We start from the raw sequence: 18,132 nt of genomic DNA, 5'->3' as shown, positions 1-18,132 counted from the left end.
AGCTGCCCACAACGATGGCCATGCAGGGACTTCGCTGCCTGCGGTGTGTAGGTCAAGGCGGAGCGCAACAGCTCAGGGCTCCTGGCACCGCATCACCGCAACCTTCGAAAGTTCACTCACAATGCGAGATGCCGACATCCTCGGGAGGCACCCACCGGTAAGTGCACTCCGAATATAGGGCAGGCTGTATGCCCGAAGCGCGAGCACAAGCGTCATCAGCGACGAAGCTGGATTCCCATCCGGGTTTTGTTCTCGCCTGGCTTTTCTGTCTAGTCTTCTTTTTCTTGACATACGTGCTGCGCTCGGCGCCAGGCGTCATGATCCCGGAGTTGTCTACTGCATTCGGGCTCACGGCACTCGGTGTTAGCACGCTCGTTGGACTCTACTACTACACCCTTGCTGGCTTCTCCATCGTAGCTGGCGCGTCGCTCGATCGTTTTGGCGCGAAGCTTCCTCTTCCGCTCGGCGTCTTCACTGTGGCCATTGGCAGCGGGTTATTCGTCCTAGGTGGAGTCGAACTTGCTGGAACGGGACGGCTGCTACAGGGCGCAGGTTCGGCCTTCGCCTTCACCGGCGCGGTCTATCTCGCTGTGCACGGGTTCTCCGCTCGCCGGCTGGCGACCGTAATCGGATTTACGCAGGCCGCCGGGCTGCTGGGCGGTTTCGCGGGACAGTTTATTGTCGGTGCGCTGGTTCAGGGGCCGATCGCTTGGCAGTCGTTTTGGCCCTATGCCGGAATTCTGATCGGCATCATCGCTATGTTGCTTCTGATCGTGACGCCGGGAAGTCACGTGCCGGTGCGGGGTTCCTTTTGGTCCATGTTCTCGCCTTACAAAGTGATTCTACGCAATCCACAATCCTATCTCTGCGGTATTATTGCGGGTCTGCTCTTCATGCCGACGACCATCGGCGACATGATCTGGGGAGTGCCCTTTCTCCGTCAAGGCCTCGGCATTGAGGCAGGGGACGCCGTCGCGCGATCATCCATGGTCCCGCTCGGATGGGTGATGGGCGCGCCCCTGCTGGGCTATGTGGCCGACTGGTGGGGGCGCCGTAAGCCTGTCCTGGCTGGCGGGATCGTGCTAATGCTCGTCTCGGGGATAGGCGTAGTCTACCTACATCAGTACCTGTCGATTTATATCGGAGCCCTGATATTCGGTATCGGCTCCGGCGCGGCCGTAATCCCTTACACGATCGCCAAAGAGGCCAATCCTGATAGCGTAAAGGGCAGCACGACAGGAGCGATCAACTTCCTGGTCTTTAGCTTCAGTGCCCTTCTGGCCCCGGTCTTCGGCCTTGCCCTCCAGCAATTTTCCGGCGCTGAGCTGCCCACGCTTCCGACGTTTCATCAAGCCGACCTCATCTGGGCCGGCGCCATCATACTGGCGCTCATCCTAACGTTCTTCCTGCGCGAGACCGGTGCAGCAGCCAAGCCGGCATAGACCTCGTACAGGAAGCTCTCCACGGGTCCCAGGAGAGTGCCCCACCAGTGAGCCACTTGAACGCCAGCAAACTCGTTTCGATAAATTCGCTCATGCATAGGCTCCGTCGATCCCTACGTGCTACTGATCTGGCCGACCGCGCCAGTAGAAAGCCTTTAGAGTGGCGAGCGTATCGGCGAACGCGCCATCACATGCGTAGTCGTCCAAGACACGATCACCCACCTACCGAGCGCGAAGTTTGAACCCAGACCTGCGGCTTGCTGACCTGAGACCCTTCCTTCGATACACGAGCGAGCTTGGTCATCATGTTACGATTGGCTCAGAAACGTCTTGTTTGAGGTCACGATTTGGGAGGACAACCAAGTGACGCACGGTCGACAGACGTCCACGGGCGCGGAATGACTGATCGAAACGACTCGCGAGGACCTGCCGAGGTCAAGTGCAACACCGGTCCTTCCACAGCGTGCAGGCAGGCTGACATAGCGAGCGAACGCGCGCGAATTTGCGTGCCGTCGCTCCGTGAGGGACGCGGTACTTTCCGCGTCTTTACCGAGGGCGATGAGCTTTACGACGCGATGATCGACAGCATCGAAGGCGCCCAGCGCGACGTCGGGATGGAGTCGTACATCTTCGCGGCCGACGAGGTGGGGAAGCGCTTTGCTACCGCATTGGCAGCCAAGGCTCGCGCGGGGCTCCAGGTACACCTACACCTGGACGCGTTCGGGTCTGGCTACCCGGCATTTGCCAGCATTCAGCGCGACCTTGAGCTCGCGGGCGTAAAGTTTAAGTGGTTCCATCCTTTTCGCTGGCTCCGCCCGCTTGAGTACCTTCAGCGAAACCATCGTAAGCTCCTCGTTGTCGATGGCCAGGTTGCTTTTCTTGGCGGTTTCAACATTCGCCGACTGAACTCGCGCAAACTATCTGGGGATCGCCGACAGCGCGACACGCATGTCCGCGTTGCTGGGCCGCTTGCGCGTGTTGCCTCCCTGTTGTCCGACCAGCTTTGGAACGACACGACACCCATCCATCCCGAAGCAATTCCGGAAACGCCCACAGGACTCGACGCGCTACTCGTGCCAAGCCATTCGCGCTATTGCCAACAACGCCTCGCCTGTCTGCACGCAAACCTGATCGAAAGGTCGCAACGCTACTTGGCTCTCACGTCGCCCTATTTCGCGCCGGGAACGCTCATCGAAACAGCACTCCGAAACGCGGCAAAGCGCGGCGTTGAGGTGCGACTGCTGGTTCCCCGCACAGGCGACCCGCTGGTCGCAGGCTGGGCGACTCGGGCCGCTTACGCGCCTCTCCTGGCGGCGGGTGTCCAGGTCTACGAGTACTTGTCACGCAAACTGCACGCCAAGGCATCAGTGGTCGATGGGGAATGGAGCGTAATCGGGTCAGCCAACCTCGATCACTTGAGCCTGTTCGTCAACCAGGAGCTGGTGCTAATCGCGCGTGATCGTAATTTGGCAGAAGCACTGCGCGTCCAGCATGAGGATGATGTCCGGGATGCGGCGCAGGTAATGCCGTCGCAATGGCGGCTTCGCGGATGGCGCGAGCGCGGCCTTGAGCTGATCGGGAGGGCGGCACGCCGGCTTCTCTGAGTTTGCCGCTGCTCGTTGTCTGAACACGCGCCGATAAGAATCTGGATCCTTTCGACAGGAAACGCTCCCCCGCCGTTCTGGCGCTCATCGCTGGTTATCGGCAGCGCGAAGGCCCCCGCCATCATCATTCCCGCTCCTCACCCCAGAGCCGGTACAACCAATTATAGATCGGACAATACACCAGGCCGACATAGACCCCGTACAGAAAGCTCTCTACGAGGCCGAGCAGAAAGCCCCACCAGGTGAGCCACTTGAAGGCCGGCAGCACCATTTCGAGAAATTCGCTCATACGCAGACTCTGTGGCGTCACGAGGCCGTATATTACGCACACCACGAAGGTGACGGCGGTGAAGAGGCCCAGCGCCCAGGTGACCAGTTTCGTGTTCAGCATCCCGTCCTCCAGTCAGTCGCTCGTTGCATTGCGCCAAACATTATCATCACCTCGCGATTTCGACTTTGCTGTTCAGGAGCTACGAGTCCATGGAGAGGATCATCTCTGCGAATTGAGCGTGCTCTGACGCCATATTCCTTGAACGGGCAGACCGCCCTCGCGGGCGCGGCCCTAAATGGCAGCCTCAACGATTGTGCATGGCGGGCAATGCTCATGGGCACAACATTAGCATTGTTGGGCGTCGTGTATGGCAAGGTCCCATAGTCTGTCTTCGCACCATAAGCGATGCCCGAACTCCCAACAATTCGCCCGTCATTTCACGACGACTTTTCCCTTCATCCCAGCCTCCAGGTGACCGGGAATAAGGCAAGCAAATTCAAAGTCGCCCGGCGTCGTGAATTTCCAGACAAGATCCCCGCTCGCCTTTGGCCCGAGTAGCACGGCGTTGGGGCCGCGGTGCATCGTATCAGGCGCCTTCATTTTTTCGGCGTGCTCGGCGAACTCCTCAGCGGTCCCTAGCACGAATTCATGCTCGAGCTCCCCGTCATTCCTTAGCTGGAAGTGAATCTGCTCTCCCTTGGCCACGGTCACGGCGTCGGGCACAAACAGCATCTTGCCATCCCCTTCCCGCATGGATACCGCGACAAGCCGCGACGGCTTATTCATGTCGCCGGGTATGCCATTTGCCGAACTTTCATCTTGCCCGTGATGTCCTTGCTCTTCACTCCCACGCGCAAGGCCAAGGGGCATCGCAAGCACCAAGGCCAGGATGGCCGAATTCTTAAAATACGACATCTCGGGTTTCTCCTCACTTCGCGACGAAGCGTGCCTGGATATCGTGACCGTCACCGAGTTTCGCCGAGACGACGACTTTCGCTCGTGCGGCAAGTGGAGCATCGAGCTTGGCGGTCATCACGTTCGGATCGGTCGGCGCCAAGGCTACCGTCACCTGCCTGCCGCCGGCTTGAATGATCACGCGGCCCGAGGCGCCCTTGGAGGCGATGGGCTTGCTGTCTTCATCAGTCAGAAAGAGGACGATCTCTTTGTCCTTGACGGTGAACTCGACATGGTGGCCCTGCACGTCGGCGATCTGGCCGCCGTTGGGGCCGTTCGCCTCCTCATGGGCGAAGGAATTTCCGGGGCCGGCGAATAGTACGGCGGCGAGGATGAGATGCTTTACACGCATGGTGTTCTCCGTATCTAGAGTTAAAAGGCTTCGGCCGGCGCGAGAGCTGCTTTTCTCCCGGCCATGATCCGTTCGAGCGGCTTTCGCCCGAACTTGAGGAACATGACCGGCGTGAGAAAGGTGTCGAGGAGCGTGGAGCTGATGAGCCCACCGAAAATGGTGACCGCCACGGGGTGCAGGATCTCGCGGCCGGCCTCCCCCGCACCGAACAAGAGCGGGATCAGGGCGAGTCCCGCGGCAAGTGCCGTCATGAGGACAGGCGTCAGCCGCTCCAGGCTGCCGCGAATGATGTGCGCCCGCCCGAAGGTCTCTCCCTCGTAGAGCGCCAAATTGATGTAGTGACTGATTTTCAGGATGCCATTGCGCGCGCTGATGCCCGTGAGCGTGATGAAACCGATCATGCTCGCCACCGATAAGGGTTGCCCGGCGAGCCAAAGCGCAATGATGCTGCCGATCAGCGCCAGCGGCACGTTGCCCATGATAATCAATGCCAAAATCACCGACTGGTAGCGCGTATAGAGCACCACGAAGATGAGCCCGAGCGACATGAGCGAAAGGAGTCCGATCAACAAGGCCGCTTCCTCTTGCGCCTGGAAGGTTCCCTCGAGGCTCGTGCGGTAGCCGCTCGGAAGCTGGGTCGTGGCAATGGCGCTGCGGATGTCTGCGATGATCTTCGCCAAATCCCGCTGGCCGTTGCTATTTGCGAGCACCACGATGCGCCTCTGCCCGTTTTCCCGCAGGATCTGATTGGGCCCATCGTCCTCGGTGACGGTGGCGACGAGACCGAGGGGGATGTAGCCGTTGGGCGTGGGAAGTAGGAGCTTGCTCAGCCCTTGTGTTGAGCGGTCCGCATCCTGCAGTCGGAGCACCACATCGAAGCGCCGATTACCCTGCAAAATTTGCGAAACGACCCGTCCATTGGAAAGACCCTCGAGAGCCTCGGTGACCGCCGAGGGCGTGATGCCGTAAAGCGCGATCCTCTCGTAATTGACCGCAACCCGAAGCTGGGGAATGCGTACCTGCTTCTCGATCTGCAGGTCGACGAGCCCGTCGATGCGCGACAGCTTTTCGCGCAACGTCTCGGCCAGCGTGCGCAGGGTGTCGAGATCCTCACCGTAAACCTTGAGCGCAATTTCGGCGCGCACGCCCGACAACAAGTGGTCCAAGCGGTGCGAGATCGGCTGCCCGATGTTGACCGCCATCGGCAGGGAGGATAGCCGTGACCGGATGTCGGCCATCACAGCCTCCTTCGGTCGCTCCGACCGCTTCAAGTCCACGTCGATCTCGCTCGAATGTACGCCTTCCGCATGCTCGTCCAATTCGGCGCGACCCGTGCGGCGGCCCACGGATACAACTTCGGGCACTTCGCGGATCAGGCGCTCGGCGATGAGACCCAGCCGATTCGATTCAGCCAGTGAAATTCCGGGGTTGAAGAGTGTGCTGATCGTCAACGTGCCTTCATTGAACGGCGGCAGGAAGGAACGTGGCAGCAAGGTCGCCGCATAGCCCGAGGCGACCACGGCGGTCGCAATCACGCTGATGAGCGGCATCGGGTGGTTGAAGAAGAAGTCGAGTGCCTTGCGGTTGCCGGCCTTGAGGATGCCCGCCACGAGGCTATCCTTCTCGTCCGCGTGTCTTGTCTTGGCGAGCAGATAGTAGGACAGCACGGGTGTGACCGTGATCGACGTGATGAGGCTGCCCAGAATCGACACGATGTAGGCAACGCCGAGGGGCGAAAAGAGCCGGCCTTCAATGCCGGACAGCGCAAACAGTGGCACGAACACCAGCACGATGATGATGGTGGCATTCACGATGCCGGAGCGGACCTCCTGAGAGGCACGGGCGATAACGTCGAGCACCGGTTGAGGGTGTAATGCCGCGCAGTTCTCTTTCAGTCGCCGCAAGACGTTTTCGACGTCAACGACCGCGTCGTCGACAAGCTCACCCATGGCAATGGCAAGACCGCCAAGCGTCATGGTGTTGATCGTGAGGCCGAAAGCCTGAAACACAACGACCGTGATCAGAATTGAGATCGGAATAGCCGTCAGCGAGATGATGGTCGCCCGCCAATTCATGAGAAAGACGATGAGGATAATCGCCACGATGGCGGCGGCTTCGACCAGGACTTTTTCGACATTGCCTATCGAGGTCTCAATGAAGGTTGCTTGCCGAAACTGTATGTTGGTCGCCGCGATTCCTTCCGGGAGTGTCTTCTCCAGCTCCGCGAGGGTCGTCTCGATTGTCTTGGTCAGCTTGATGGTGTCGGCGCCCGGCTGCTTCTGGACCGAAATGACAACGGCGGGCGCGCCCATGAAGCCGGCGTCTCCGCGCTTCACGCGGGGAGCGAAATCCACCTCGGCAACTTGGCGCAACAGTATCGGCTGTCCGTCGCGGGAGGCGACGACCACGTTGCGGAGATCCTCGAGGCGGTTGGTCAAGCCAACATTGCGGATGAGGTACTCGCGGCTGTGCTGATCGACGAAGCCGCCACCGGTATTGGAGCCGAACCGCTTGATTGCGGTCTCGATCGTATCGGCGGTGATCTCCAGTGCCTGCATCGCGACGAGGTTGGGTGTCACCCGATACTGTCGCACCTCGCCCCCGATCGGGATCACTTGGCTGACACCTGGGATCGCCAGGAGCTGCGGCCGGATCACAAAGTCAGCTATCTCCCGCACGTCCATCGGGCTCGGGCCGTCGCTCGAGATGGCAACGAGCATGATCTCGCCCATGATGGACGAGATGGGCCCCATCTGTGGGAGTACGCCCTGCGGAAGCTGGCTCTGGATCAGAGCGAGCCGCTCTGCCACTTGCTGGCGGTTGCGATAGATGTCGGTGCCCCAGTCGAACTCGACAAAGACGATCGACAGGCCGACGCCAGATACGGACCGGACGCGCGTGACGCCAGGCATGCCGTTCATCGTCGTTTCTATCGGGTAAGTGACAAGCTGCTCAACCTCTTGCGGCGCGAGCCCCTCGGCCTCGGTCATGAGCGTAACGAGAGGTTTGTTGAGGTCGGGGAACACGTCCACCGGCAGACGCGGCAGAGCGACGCTGCCATAGCCAATCAGTAAGAGCGCGGCAGCGAGAACGAACACGCGATTCTTAAGGCTGTTTCTGACCAGGAAGTTGAACATCGAGGCGTTCCCTACCGCACCTGGTTAATGAGCTCGGCGCCCTCAACCACGATGCGTTCGCCAGCCTTGAGGCCACCCTTTACCAGTACGCGCTCGCCGTCGAAGCTTGAAACCTTGACCGGCGCGGCAATGAAGCGCTCCGGCTCCCGGTGCTGCCACACAACATTCTCACCATTCCCGGCACGGACGACGGCCGCTTTCGGAAGGACGATGCCTTTGATCGCGGCGCCTTCCCGAACCAGCACTGTGACGGGCATTCCGACGTTGAGGGAGGTGGCGGGGTTCTCGATGGCGAAATGCAGCACGGTCGACTGCTGTCGCAGTGCACGGCTCCGGCCGATGAACCTCAGCTTGAAAGAAGCGGAGTTGTGCGCCGTTGCCGATGCCTCGGAGAATGCTTGAGGCGCAGACTGGTCGAAAGCGAACGCCTCGACCCACAGGCTCGACGGATCGATGATCTCGTACAGGACGTCCTTCGCCTCGATGACCTGTCCGGCCACAACCTTGGTGGCGGCGATCACGCCCTCGATGGGCGCAACGAGCGGCTCGGGGGTGGTCTGGTTCGCCCGCAGATCGGCTCGGCGCTTCTCAAGGCCCTTGAGTTGGATCTCGATTTCCTCCACCTGAACTCTTGTGCCGGCATTGACCGCGAGCAGCCGCTTGGCGCGCGCTAGCCGGTTTTCCGCCAGTGCAATCTCTTGCTCGAGATTGCCCGCCGTCTGGGCCGCGTCGGACCGGTCAATCGTAGCGATGTAGGGTGCCACATAGCCCAAAACTTCGCCCGCCCTGACGGCTTGTCCGAGCTTCGGAAGACCGGAAGCGGGCGCCGTGAAGCGCCCACCAAGCGTGCTTTGTACGACGGCGAAGCGGTCGGGATTGGCGATGATGCGGCCCACGAACGAGACGCTTGGCTGTGTCGTCGTCTCCCTGGCTTGGATGGTTCTCACTTCGAGCAGTCGCTGCGAGGGCTTCGGTAGGTAGACGCTTGCGTCCGGCAACCGCCGTGGGGCATCGCCGGCAAATGCAATCGATTGTTTGGCATCGCCATGGTCCTCGTCTCCGTGGGCGACGGCCCTTGTCGCCGGCGAGACTAAGAGCAGCAGAATTGCTGCAGCGGCGGCGGGTCCTGCCGATCTTGGTCGAAGCTTCGACACACCGGTCTTGGCCGCGTCGGCATTAGCCTGATCCACCTCGGTAACGACAGCCTTGAGCGCTCTGGCTTTCCTTCGACGTAATATGAGCAGCGCCAAGAGAAGGACGCCAAGAATGCCGCCGGTTACGCCGATTTGCCGTGGGGTCACCCAAGACTTCACCGTAGAAATTGCCGTCTCAAGATGCGATGTCAGGAACCGGTCCGAGTTGGACTGTGGTGCCAATTCAAGTGCCAGCTCGGGAACTTCGAGACTTGTAATCAGAAGATCACTCTTCGAGCCTTCTTCAACCGCGAAAATGAGTTCATGCTTGCCCGGCCGCCGTAGTTCTCTACTTTCAAGTTTGAAGACACCGTCTGGCATCAATTTGGTCTGGATATCCGTAGTGCCGAAAGTGACAGTGAGACGAGCTTCGGTCACGGGGCTATTGTCAGCGAACCGGTCTACGTAAATGAATAGCTCCTCGCCCTTGAGAACCGCGACGATCTCGTAATCCTCACTCGCTGCAATGGCGCGAGGCTGGTTGGATGTCGGCAATTCGACAGCCGGCGGGCCGTGATCGTGCCCTTCGTGCGCGAGCGCGGGAGAAGCCAAGGCAAAAACGAGCGCCGATAGCAACGCCTTCGGCGTTAGATTCGTCCGCATGACAGCTCTCTCAAGTATTTCCATTTAGCAGTGCCCCGCACAGCCCATAGTCCCCGTGTCCGATTCCGTGGCCGTGATGATCATTGCTTGTCTCCAGGCTAGACGACTATGCCGCCGGGGGGCTTCTGCCCGCTCGAAGGATTTCGCATCAGGGCACGTTCAATTTCGGATCCCACTCGATTTATTTAGTAACGGCTTGTAACGTGGCTGGCGGAACTGCAATGATCTCCGACGGCAAGCGGTACACCTAGGACGCGCTGTCTGTCGTACGAAGCCCCTGGGGGCATCTTGTTCGGCCATGGGCCCGCCGCTTCGCGTTGAGCCGTCGGACTGACGCCGCGCTTGTTCGGAATTCGCGAGGTCGGTGGGGTTAGCGGTGGGCGCAGAGAGCGTCGCGGCGGACGCTGAGATGTGCATGTTCGCCGCGCACCGGCGCCGAAGATGGCGGCGAAGGGCCAGGGCAGCGAGGGCGATCCAAATCCGAAGCGAGAGGAAAAAAAGAGGCGCCGGGTCTGAGGGTAAGACCGGGACGCCCCTTCTTGCCACGATAGCTGGGGGAGCTGGCTTGCCGGGGGAAGCAAGCGTGGCATTGGGATACATACGCACGACCGGCGATCTTATGAATTGATATCGATCAACTGGTTGCCGCACCTATCCAGTCACTGCGAAGTCCGTAGTCCGGTAACGTGTCGACGAGCGACGCGGCGTGCCGCGTGGCCATGAAGAGCATGCCATCGATTGTGATTCCTTCGACCACTGCGGATGGGCGCAGAGCTGGTCTCTGCGCCGTTGCGTATGATAGCGCGTTTCCCGGCATGCGCTGGCTGTGGAAGGGGCTAAGAATCGCTAGCGTCTGTGGCGCGCTACCGTTAGTTGCCGCGGAAGGTGGGGCAATCCAACCTTACGCGGAGATTGTATCCGACGCGCCGGCAGGCGTCCTCTTTGATCGCAGGATCGTTGCGGACGAACGCGCCGCTGACATTCATGCCGCGCTCGCGCGCAACCTTGGCCAAATACTCATCCTGGCAGTACGGCGTCGCGATGAAAGCGCCGCCCGATAACTGATACTCCTCGTCGCAGAGGATGCGTGATGTAGCCGCCGTCGCATACACGGCAAGGAATCCGAAGAGCGCTATGGCTGTTAGCAACGTTTTCATGGGATGCCTCCAAACGAAGATCGCAGACCTGATCCAAAAGTGGATGCGTATATGTGGGCAGGGCACATCAACTGATCAGCCCGTAGCGACCCCGAAATTGCGTAACAACATGTATCCATAGAAACGTGCAATGAAGGTCACTGTGACGTCGGCGGAATCAATAAAGTCAGCAGCCGAGTTGCCCAACCCTCGGCCATATGAAGGGCCGGTCCAGGAACAGATCGATTGCTGTGAAGTCTTCTCTCACCCCTTGGCAACGGAAGGTGAAGCGCGTCACGCGCTTAAGTGCCTTCCCCGTAGCTGCTGCGCCTGCATGCGTGATAGCGTCTGCCGGTTGGCACGTCCTGCGCGGGCTATCACAGCGCTTGAGTAGAGTTGGCGACAAACAATAGTTCAAACGCGAGTTTGATCAGCGCAGGTGACGCTTGCCATTGAGATTGGAGCGATCAGCGGTAATGGCGTGTAGCGCTAGTGGCCAGAATGACCGCCGTGCCCTTGAGGCTTCACGGCCTTGAACTCGGCACCGCCCGCATCTCCATTCTTCCCAACTGAGGCACGCGGCGCTTCAAGTGCCCCGCCCTTCCACTCGAAAGCAACCGTGCCCGGCGGATTCTTGAACCAGCCCGGGTCCTTGTAGTCGTCGCGTGCCAGGCCCTCGCGCACTTTGACGACGGTGAACATGCCGCCCATCTCGACGGCCCCGAACTGCGCAAAGCCCGTCATCATCGGCAGCGTGTTGTCGGGCAGCGGCATCTGCATCTCCCCCATCTCCGCCATGCCGTCCTTGCCCATGGCCATGTAGCCGCCGCCGACCAGGTTGCGGATCTGCTGCTGGATCCCCTTCTGGTCCACCCCGATGTAGGTCTTCACGTTGTGGCCCATGGCGTTCATGGTGTGGTGCGACTTGTGGCAGTGCAGGGCCCAATCGCCCTCGTACGCGGCGTCGAACTCGAAGGCGCGTATGGCACCGACGGGCACATTGATCGTCGTCTCTGGCCAGCGGGCGCTTTCCGGCACCCAGCCACCGTCCGTGCAGGTGACGCTGAAATGATAGCCGTGCATATGAATGGGGTGGCTGGTCATGCTCAGATTGGCTACGCGCACCCGCACCCGGTCGCCCTGGCGCACCACGAGATGATCGATGCCGGGGAAGACGCGGCTGTTGAAGGTCCACAGGTTGAAGTCGACCATCTCCGCGACCTTCGGCACGTAGCCGCCCGGCTCGATGAGATAAGAAGCGAGCACAAACGCGAAGTCGCGATCGACGCGATGGAGCTTCGGGTCGCGCGGATGGACGACGAATGAGCCCATCATGCCCATCGCCATCTGCACCATCTCGTCGGCGTGCGGGTGGTACATGAAGGTCCCACTGTCCTTGAGCTGGAACTCGTAGACGAAGGTCTTGCCAGGCTTGATCTGCGGTTGCGACAGGCCGCCGACGCCGTCCATGCCCGAGGGCAGGATCTGCCCGTGCCAGTGGATGGTGGTGTGCTCGGGCAGCTTGTTGGTGACGAAGATGCGTACCTTGTCGCCCTCCACCGCCTCGATGGTCGGCCCGGGCGATTGGCCGTTGTAGCCCCACAGATGCGCTTTCATGCCCGGCGCTATTTCGCGCACCACCGGCTCGGCGACGAGGTGGAACTCCTTCCAGTCGCCGTTCTGCCGCCAGGGCAGCGTCCAGCCGTTGAGGGTGACGACCGGCTGGTAGTCGGGGCCCGAGGGGGGCACGAGCGGCGGTTGCATGGCGGGTGAAGTCTGGATCGGCGCTTCGGGTATGCCGGCGGCTGCCGCGCGGCCCGAGACCAAACCGCTGTTCAGCAGCGCGAGGCCGCCCGTGGCGACCATGAAATTCCTGCGGGAGAGAGTCATGATACAGTCCTCGCGATACGCGTAGTCGATCTCACCGATGTTTCGTTCCGCCACCCGGCGAGGTTACGCCTTCTAATGTAAGAGGGACACTCAATCACGCCCAGTGCCCGAGGCCAACGTGGCTGTTTCCATGGGGTTCGCGGCCTCGCCGGCCCCGCCACCGACGATGGCCACGTGCAGATCGACTTTCGCCAGCCAGAAGTCGCGCCTCGCCTCGATCGCCTGAACGTTGGCCAGGATGCGCGCCCGGGCATCAGCCAACAGCTCGAAGACATCGGTGAGCATGCCGCTGTAATTGAGTAGCTCCTGCTCGGAGATGATGTCGCGCAGCGGTAGTATTTCTTTCTCGAAGTGGCGGGCGATATCGTATGTGCCGCGGTACGTCTGATAGGCCTCGCCCGCTTGCGAGCGCACGTTGACGGCCCGCTCGATGAGCAGATTGACGGCCCGCATATAGTGTTGCTCGGCGAGCCGGGTGCGCGCCCGGCCGAAATCGTAGATGGGGATCTCGAAATCGATTGCGTAGCCGTTGAACTTGTCCTTGTCGCGCAGCTCCTCGCCGTTGGTCTGCGGCACGAGCGTGCTGTCGGAGGTGTTGATGCCGGCCACCTGAAGCACGTTGACGAAGCGGGTGGCGTACGTGAGCCCGTACTGCTTGGCAAGGATCGTGAGCTCCATGCGGGCAATCTGCAGGTCGGCGCGCGACAGCACCGCTTGGGTTTCGATGTCGGCGATCGAGGGTGGGGGCGGCGGCAGTTTCGCCAGCGTGCCGGGGAGCTTGTAGCTTGTCTGCGCACCCCAGAGACCTAGAGTTCGGTTGAGCTTCTGGCGCTCGACGCGCTGCCGCAACCGAGCTGTGGCGAGCTGCGCGGAGATCTCCGCGTAAAAGGCGTGCTCGCGCGCCTGATCGAGTTTCGGCAGGGCGCCGGTCTCGCCCAGCTTCTTGGATAGCTCGGAGACCGACTCGGCCGATGTCCGCGCTTTCGCCAGGAAACTTACAATCTGATTGGCCGCTACGGCGCGGTAATAAGCACGCCGCGCTTCCGCCGCCGTGCGCAGCGTCGCTTCCACGGCGCGCACCTGGGCCTGATGGAACTTATCTTCGGCGATCTCTCGGCGTCGCGGCAGCGTCAGCAAGCCAAGCACGTTCTGCACGATCTGCCGCTCAATCTCGAACTGCCCCGTGGTGAACAGCTTCGACAGCGCGAATGCCGGACTCGGCGGCAGGCTCGCCTCCACCATCTGCGCTTCCGAGATGCCGAGCTCATTGTAGGCGGCCTGCAGGCCGCGGTTATTGAGCAGGGCGATCTGGACTGCTGACTCGGCGCTCATCTGCTGGGCGAGCAACGATTGGACGCGCGCCTCGATAGCCGCCGCATCGGCCTCGTCGCGGACCTTCACGACCTCGCTGTTGAGCTGGGCGCCGGCTTGCTCCTCGACCAGCAGCATGCCGGCATCGGGTGAGAAGTGCGCGCAGCCGCTTGTCAGTGCCCCGACCGCAAGCACGGAAAAGATGGCGACCGATCGGCGCCCCCTGTGCATTGCCTCCGCGCTTGCCTTCAGCATCTCAACCCCCGATACGTACGCTCATACTGATTGCGGTGACCTAGTGGTGGCGATGACTGGGCATCTCCTCCATCGGCTGCGACTTGTCGGGAGGCGCGCTTTTTTGTTCGGGGGTGACACGCCGGTTCACGCCGCCCCACGGTAGCGGTTCCACGGGCCGGAAGCTGCGCGTGCCGCTCAGCACGGAGCCGTAGTGCGCCTCCGGGACCACCACCGGCTGATCCGGCATGGGCCCCGCATATGGCCAGTCGAGATCGCGCTCGCCCCAACCGGCGAGAAGTAGCAACAACAGCGCCAGCGCTGGCCTTGGTACACGCATACGTCTGCTCCTATTGCGACGCGTCACGATGCGTGACCCGCGAAAGCAAGCAACGTCGCGGCGCCACAGGTTCAATCGACTACGACGCGCAGACTGGATGATGCCCCTACTCGTCGGCGAGCATCACGCGATCGAGCCCGGTTCGATCATCACGCCTTGGGCGGCCGATCCAGCCCATAGAGTGGCTCTCGGTAGCGAACCGCCTGCTCGGGCTTGTGGCCGGCCCGAACGGTCCCTGTCGCGGGGGGTAGTTGGAAGGCACTGCTCTCGTGACCCGGTGGATGCGCGGCGGAGCACGATGCTACGCCGCCATGGCAGCAACACGCACCGGGGCACGCGCCCGGACACTTGTTGATCGGGAGGCTGCGAGCGGCGTGCGCAACAGAAATCGCGGGTGCGAGCGGAGTGGGGTGTGTAAGGGATGCCGCTTCTGCGGTGGGCGCACTGGCGTCAGCGATCGCCGCACTGTCAGCGCGGGGGGCGTGGTCGCAGGCCATGGCAGGCGTTGACAGCCCCCACACCAGGCACCCCAGCACGACCATGGCTATCCGGCACAGCGGCATGCGAATCCTGTGCAAAATCCGTTCACATCCTTTGCTAAGCGCTTGGCCAAGCTCGTTCAAGTTTGCTGGCGTGCGGAGGCGTCCGTCGGCGATCAGGTGTGCTCGCACAACAACACGTCTGTTACGATGCGTTACACACACCATGCGAAACCAACGACCGCTATCGAGCTCATTGCTGCAGTAGCTTTGTTCAGTGCTCGTGCTCTCCCGCGGCGACACTCTCGTCCTCGAGGGCCCGATACTGTTCAGCGGTCACGTTCGGAAGCTGGCGTACGAAGGCGACGATATTCCAAAGCGTCTGCTCGTCGTGTGTCGGGCCGAATGATGGCATGCCCGTCATCTTGACGCCGTTCTGGACGATCCAGAACAGGTTCGCATTCGTCCACTCAGGCGCCGCCAAGGCGAGATCCGGCGCCCGTGGACGCAGCCCCTTGCCGGCCGCGCTCCGCATCTTGCCCGGTGCCCCATGGCACCCGGCACACATCGCCCTGAACTCTTTGAAGCCGGCCCGCACCTGCGCCTCGGTGAAGCTCTGTGGTGCGACGATTGCCGACGAGCGCATCGCCACGGAGCGCCGCATCGTCGTGTGCAGAAGCCACTCGGTCATTTGGCTGTCTGGGTTGGTGGCCGCGACATTGAAAGCGCCGCTCAAAATGACCAGTAGGCCACTGCTTGCGGCGAGCAGGAGCGTGGCGACGAACCCGATGAGATACTTCATAATGCGCTCCCCAGATTTGGAAGTGAGCCAGCTTCGGTTATGAGCCCCGCAGCTGTCAGCGGCCGTCCCTCATTCACCAATTTGATTGCAGCCGATCCAGCTGTCGAGCCTGCAAGCGTAACGCAACGTCACGCTGTTGGCCTGTTACGTACTGTTACAACGTGACCTCGAGGAAGCATTTTGCTTGGCCTTAAGTTCACTTGTGATCGATGCAAGTAGAGGCATGGCAATGCAAACCGAGCCCCATATTCTCGTGGTCGACGACGACCAGGAGCTCCGCAATCTCCTGTCACGGTTCCTGCGAAGGCACGGCCTGCGCGTAGATGTGGCCGCAGACGGCGAGGAGATGCGGCGGATCCTCGGCGTAACCAACATCGATCTCGTCATCCTCGATCGCGTCATGCCGGGTGAGGATGGTCTGACACTCTGCCGTGAGCTTAGAGAGACGAGCCGCATCCCAATCATTCTGCTGACGCTGCTCGGCTCAGACGCCGACCGTATCCGCGGCCTCAAAATGGGAGCCGACGATTACGTGCAGAAGCCGTTCAATCCGCAGGAGCTTCTGGAGCGGATCAGGGCCGTTTTGCGGCGCGCCAATGAGCTCCCTCCGCAGAACGTGCTGCAGAAGGCGAGCGTGCTGCGCTTTGAGGGTTGGACGCTTGATCGCAGCCGCAGGCGATTGGAGTCGCCGGCGGGCGTGAGTGTGATGCTCACTGATGGTGAGTTCGACCTGCTTGTCGCCTTTGCCGAGCATCCTCAGATCGTTTTATCGCGGGAGCAGCTTCTCGACCTCGCACGTGGTCGCTCGGCTATTGCCTTCGACCGCGGCATCGACATGCAAGTCACGCGGCTAAGACGCAAGATTGAAGCAGATCCGCAACAGCCGCGGCTCATCAAGACAATCCGCAACAAGGGGTACGCGTTCACCCCGGAGGTGATTGGGAGCGCGGAATGACGCAAATCCTCGACACCATCAAAGGCCGTATCATCGTCGTCCTGTTGGTATTCTTGTCGTTATCGCATCTCATTGGTCTATGGCTCTACGCGCAGCGAAGTGAGATGACCGCCGGGCTGCTGCACGATGCTCTGCTGGCCGACTGCATCGCATCGATCTCGAAGCTGGCCGAAAGAACTCCTGTTGGGGAGCGCACGTCAGTATTGCAGCTCGTCAGTAGCCCGCTCGTCCAATTTTCGGTGTCATCCGGTCCCACTTCCAGCCAGTCGCTGCCCGAGGGGACGAGGCTTCATTTCTTCGAGCATATGCTGAGTGCGATGCTGGGACGCCCCCTGCCACAGGGCATCCGCGTTGCGTACACGGCGGGGAAATCAACGCCCTGCTGGCGACAATGAACAAGTCGACCCACGCGGAGATCGAGCACATACCGGAAAAGCCGTTAGCGGAAATCTATCCACTCGGCACGGTGACAACAAAGGTTCAGCTGGCCGACGGTTCATGGCTGGCAGCAGTAAGCCCGCTCTTAGGCGTCAGCCCGTTTTCCGTTTGGAAAGTCGGTGCGGCGCTCGGCGCGATGTTGACGTCAGTGCTTCTTGTGGCCGGCTGGGTGCTGCAGCGTTGGACGCAGCCTCTGACCTATTTTGCCGCGGCAGCCGAGCGGTTAGGGACCGACATTCAGGCGCCCCCGCTGGATGAGCGGGGACCATTTGAGGTGCGCACGGCGGCGAAGGCGTTCAACCGTATGCAAGCCCGCATCCGCCGGCTGGTGGAGGACCGGATCGCCCTTGCGGCAGCTATTGCGCACGACCTCGGGACGCCGATCACACGGCTACGCCTCAGGGTGGAGGAGATTGGCGAGGAGGAAGCCCGCAGGGCGATCCTCCAAGACCTGCAGCAAATGCAGCGCATGATCGCGGCCACTCTTGGCTTTGCACGCCTCGACTTCACGGCCGAACCGACTGAGATGCTCGACGTCATGTCACTTGTGCAGCGTGTGGCCGACGATGCGAGCGATGCTGGCGGCGAAGTGAATTTCAGCGGCCCGGAGCATCTTCCTCTTCGCACTCGGCCCATCGCTTTGCAGCGTGCGCTGACGAACATCGTGGAGAACGCAGTCAAGTATGGCAAGCGGGCGAGAATCTCTGTTGCCGAACAGCCCGGCGCGATCGAGATTGCGGTGGAGGACGATGGCCCTGGCATTCCCGAGCCTCTCCACGCAGAGATTTTCGAGCCGTTTCGGCGCCTGCCGCAAACGACCGACAAGGCAATCGATGGCACCGGTCTCGGGTTGACGGTTGCCCGGAGTTTGATCCGCGGTCTCGGTGGCGATATCACGCTCGCGAATCGCCATGAGGGAGGACTTCGCGTCATGATCACTCTACCATCCGTCCGTGAGACGCGCCTCGGGATGTGAGTTCGATCCGGTGGT

General features: G+C 61.3%; 15 protein-coding genes. 5 read left to right on the top strand and 10 right to left on the bottom strand.

Going from position 1 to position 18,132, the window contains the following annotated elements:
• Window positions 1-188: 188 nt before the first annotated feature.
• Together F9K20_RS02790 and F9K20_RS02785 are read left to right on the top strand one after the other, a co-directional pair.
• Entirely contained in the window at window positions 189-1,442 is a 1,254-nt protein-coding gene (locus F9K20_RS02790) for an MFS transporter (protein ID WP_290997299.1), read from the top strand.
• Between the two features lie 575 nt (window positions 1,443-2,017).
• Entirely contained in the window at window positions 2,018-3,046 is a 1,029-nt protein-coding gene (locus F9K20_RS02785; RefSeq protein ID WP_290997298.1) for a phosphatidylserine/phosphatidylglycerophosphate/cardiolipin synthase family protein, read from the top strand.
• Between the two features lie 124 nt (window positions 3,047-3,170).
• Here F9K20_RS02785 and F9K20_RS02780 read toward each other — a convergent pair whose 3' ends face one another.
• The 10 genes from F9K20_RS02780 to F9K20_RS02735 form a co-directional block, all read right to left on the bottom strand.
• Window positions 3,171-3,437 (bottom strand): DUF5676 family membrane protein, encoded by a 267-nt coding sequence (locus F9K20_RS02780; RefSeq protein ID WP_290997297.1) that lies wholly within the window; start codon window positions 3,435-3,437, stop codon window positions 3,171-3,173.
• A gap of 312 nt (window positions 3,438-3,749) precedes the next feature.
• The gene (locus tag F9K20_RS02775; RefSeq protein ID WP_290997296.1) at window positions 3,750-4,232 is read right to left on the bottom strand and encodes a cupredoxin family protein; all 483 of its coding nucleotides are present in this window, start codon (window positions 4,230-4,232) and stop codon (window positions 3,750-3,752) included.
• Window positions 4,233-4,245: 13 nt separating this feature from the next.
• Entirely contained in the window at window positions 4,246-4,623 is a 378-nt protein-coding gene (locus F9K20_RS02770; RefSeq protein ID WP_290997295.1) for a hypothetical protein, read from the bottom strand.
• A gap of 20 nt (window positions 4,624-4,643) precedes the next feature.
• A complete protein-coding gene (locus tag F9K20_RS02765) occupies window positions 4,644-7,760 on the bottom strand; it encodes an efflux RND transporter permease subunit (RefSeq protein ID WP_290997294.1) in 3,117 nt (1,038 codons plus the stop codon).
• 11 nt (window positions 7,761-7,771) lie between these two features.
• Window positions 7,772-9,556, bottom strand: coding sequence for an efflux RND transporter periplasmic adaptor subunit (locus F9K20_RS02760; protein ID WP_290997293.1), 1,785 nt, complete (start codon window positions 9,554-9,556; stop codon window positions 7,772-7,774).
• Window positions 9,557-10,425: 869 nt separating this feature from the next.
• Complete coding sequence (locus F9K20_RS02755; protein WP_290997292.1) at window positions 10,426-10,713, bottom strand: hypothetical protein; 288 nt, start codon at window positions 10,711-10,713, stop codon at window positions 10,426-10,428.
• Window positions 10,714-11,181: 468 nt separating this feature from the next.
• Entirely contained in the window at window positions 11,182-12,582 is a 1,401-nt protein-coding gene (locus tag F9K20_RS02750) for a copper oxidase (protein WP_290997291.1), read from the bottom strand.
• 90 nt (window positions 12,583-12,672) lie between these two features.
• Complete coding sequence (locus F9K20_RS02745; protein ID WP_290997290.1) at window positions 12,673-14,148, bottom strand: TolC family protein; 1,476 nt, start codon at window positions 14,146-14,148, stop codon at window positions 12,673-12,675.
• 40 nt (window positions 14,149-14,188) lie between these two features.
• Window positions 14,189-14,467 carry a hypothetical protein gene (locus tag F9K20_RS02740; RefSeq protein WP_290997289.1) on the bottom strand — a complete coding sequence of 93 codons (279 nt, stop codon included), beginning with the start codon at window positions 14,465-14,467 and terminating at the stop codon, window positions 14,189-14,191.
• A gap of 753 nt (window positions 14,468-15,220) precedes the next feature.
• Window positions 15,221-15,748, bottom strand: a complete 528-nt coding sequence (locus F9K20_RS02735; protein ID WP_290997288.1) for a cytochrome c — start codon at window positions 15,746-15,748, stop codon at window positions 15,221-15,223.
• 229 nt (window positions 15,749-15,977) lie between these two features.
• Here F9K20_RS02735 and F9K20_RS02730 point away from each other — a divergent pair, with 229 nt between their 5' ends.
• The 3 genes from F9K20_RS02730 to F9K20_RS02720 are packed head-to-tail and all read left to right on the top strand — an operon-like array spanning window position 15,978 to window position 18,117.
• Window positions 15,978-16,703: a response regulator gene (locus F9K20_RS02730; protein WP_290997287.1), complete on the top strand. Its 726-nt coding sequence runs from the start codon at window positions 15,978-15,980 to the stop codon at window positions 16,701-16,703.
• Window positions 16,700-17,098: a hypothetical protein gene (locus tag F9K20_RS02725; protein WP_290997286.1), complete on the top strand. Its 399-nt coding sequence runs from the start codon at window positions 16,700-16,702 to the stop codon at window positions 17,096-17,098. The genes F9K20_RS02730 and F9K20_RS02725 overlap by 4 nt, the downstream gene beginning before the upstream one ends.
• A complete protein-coding gene (locus F9K20_RS02720) occupies window positions 17,095-18,117 on the top strand; it encodes an ATP-binding protein (RefSeq protein ID WP_290997285.1) in 1,023 nt (340 codons plus the stop codon). The genes F9K20_RS02725 and F9K20_RS02720 overlap by 4 nt, the downstream gene beginning before the upstream one ends.
• The last annotated feature ends 15 nt before the right edge of the window (window positions 18,118-18,132 follow it).

This window comes from Hyphomicrobium sp., from assembly GCF_009026145.1.
In the GTDB taxonomy this organism is placed as follows: domain Bacteria; phylum Pseudomonadota; class Alphaproteobacteria; order Rhizobiales; family Hyphomicrobiaceae; genus Hyphomicrobium_A.
The sequence above is the reverse complement of the archived record's forward strand: the minus strand, read 5'-3'. Positions and strand labels throughout refer to the sequence as shown.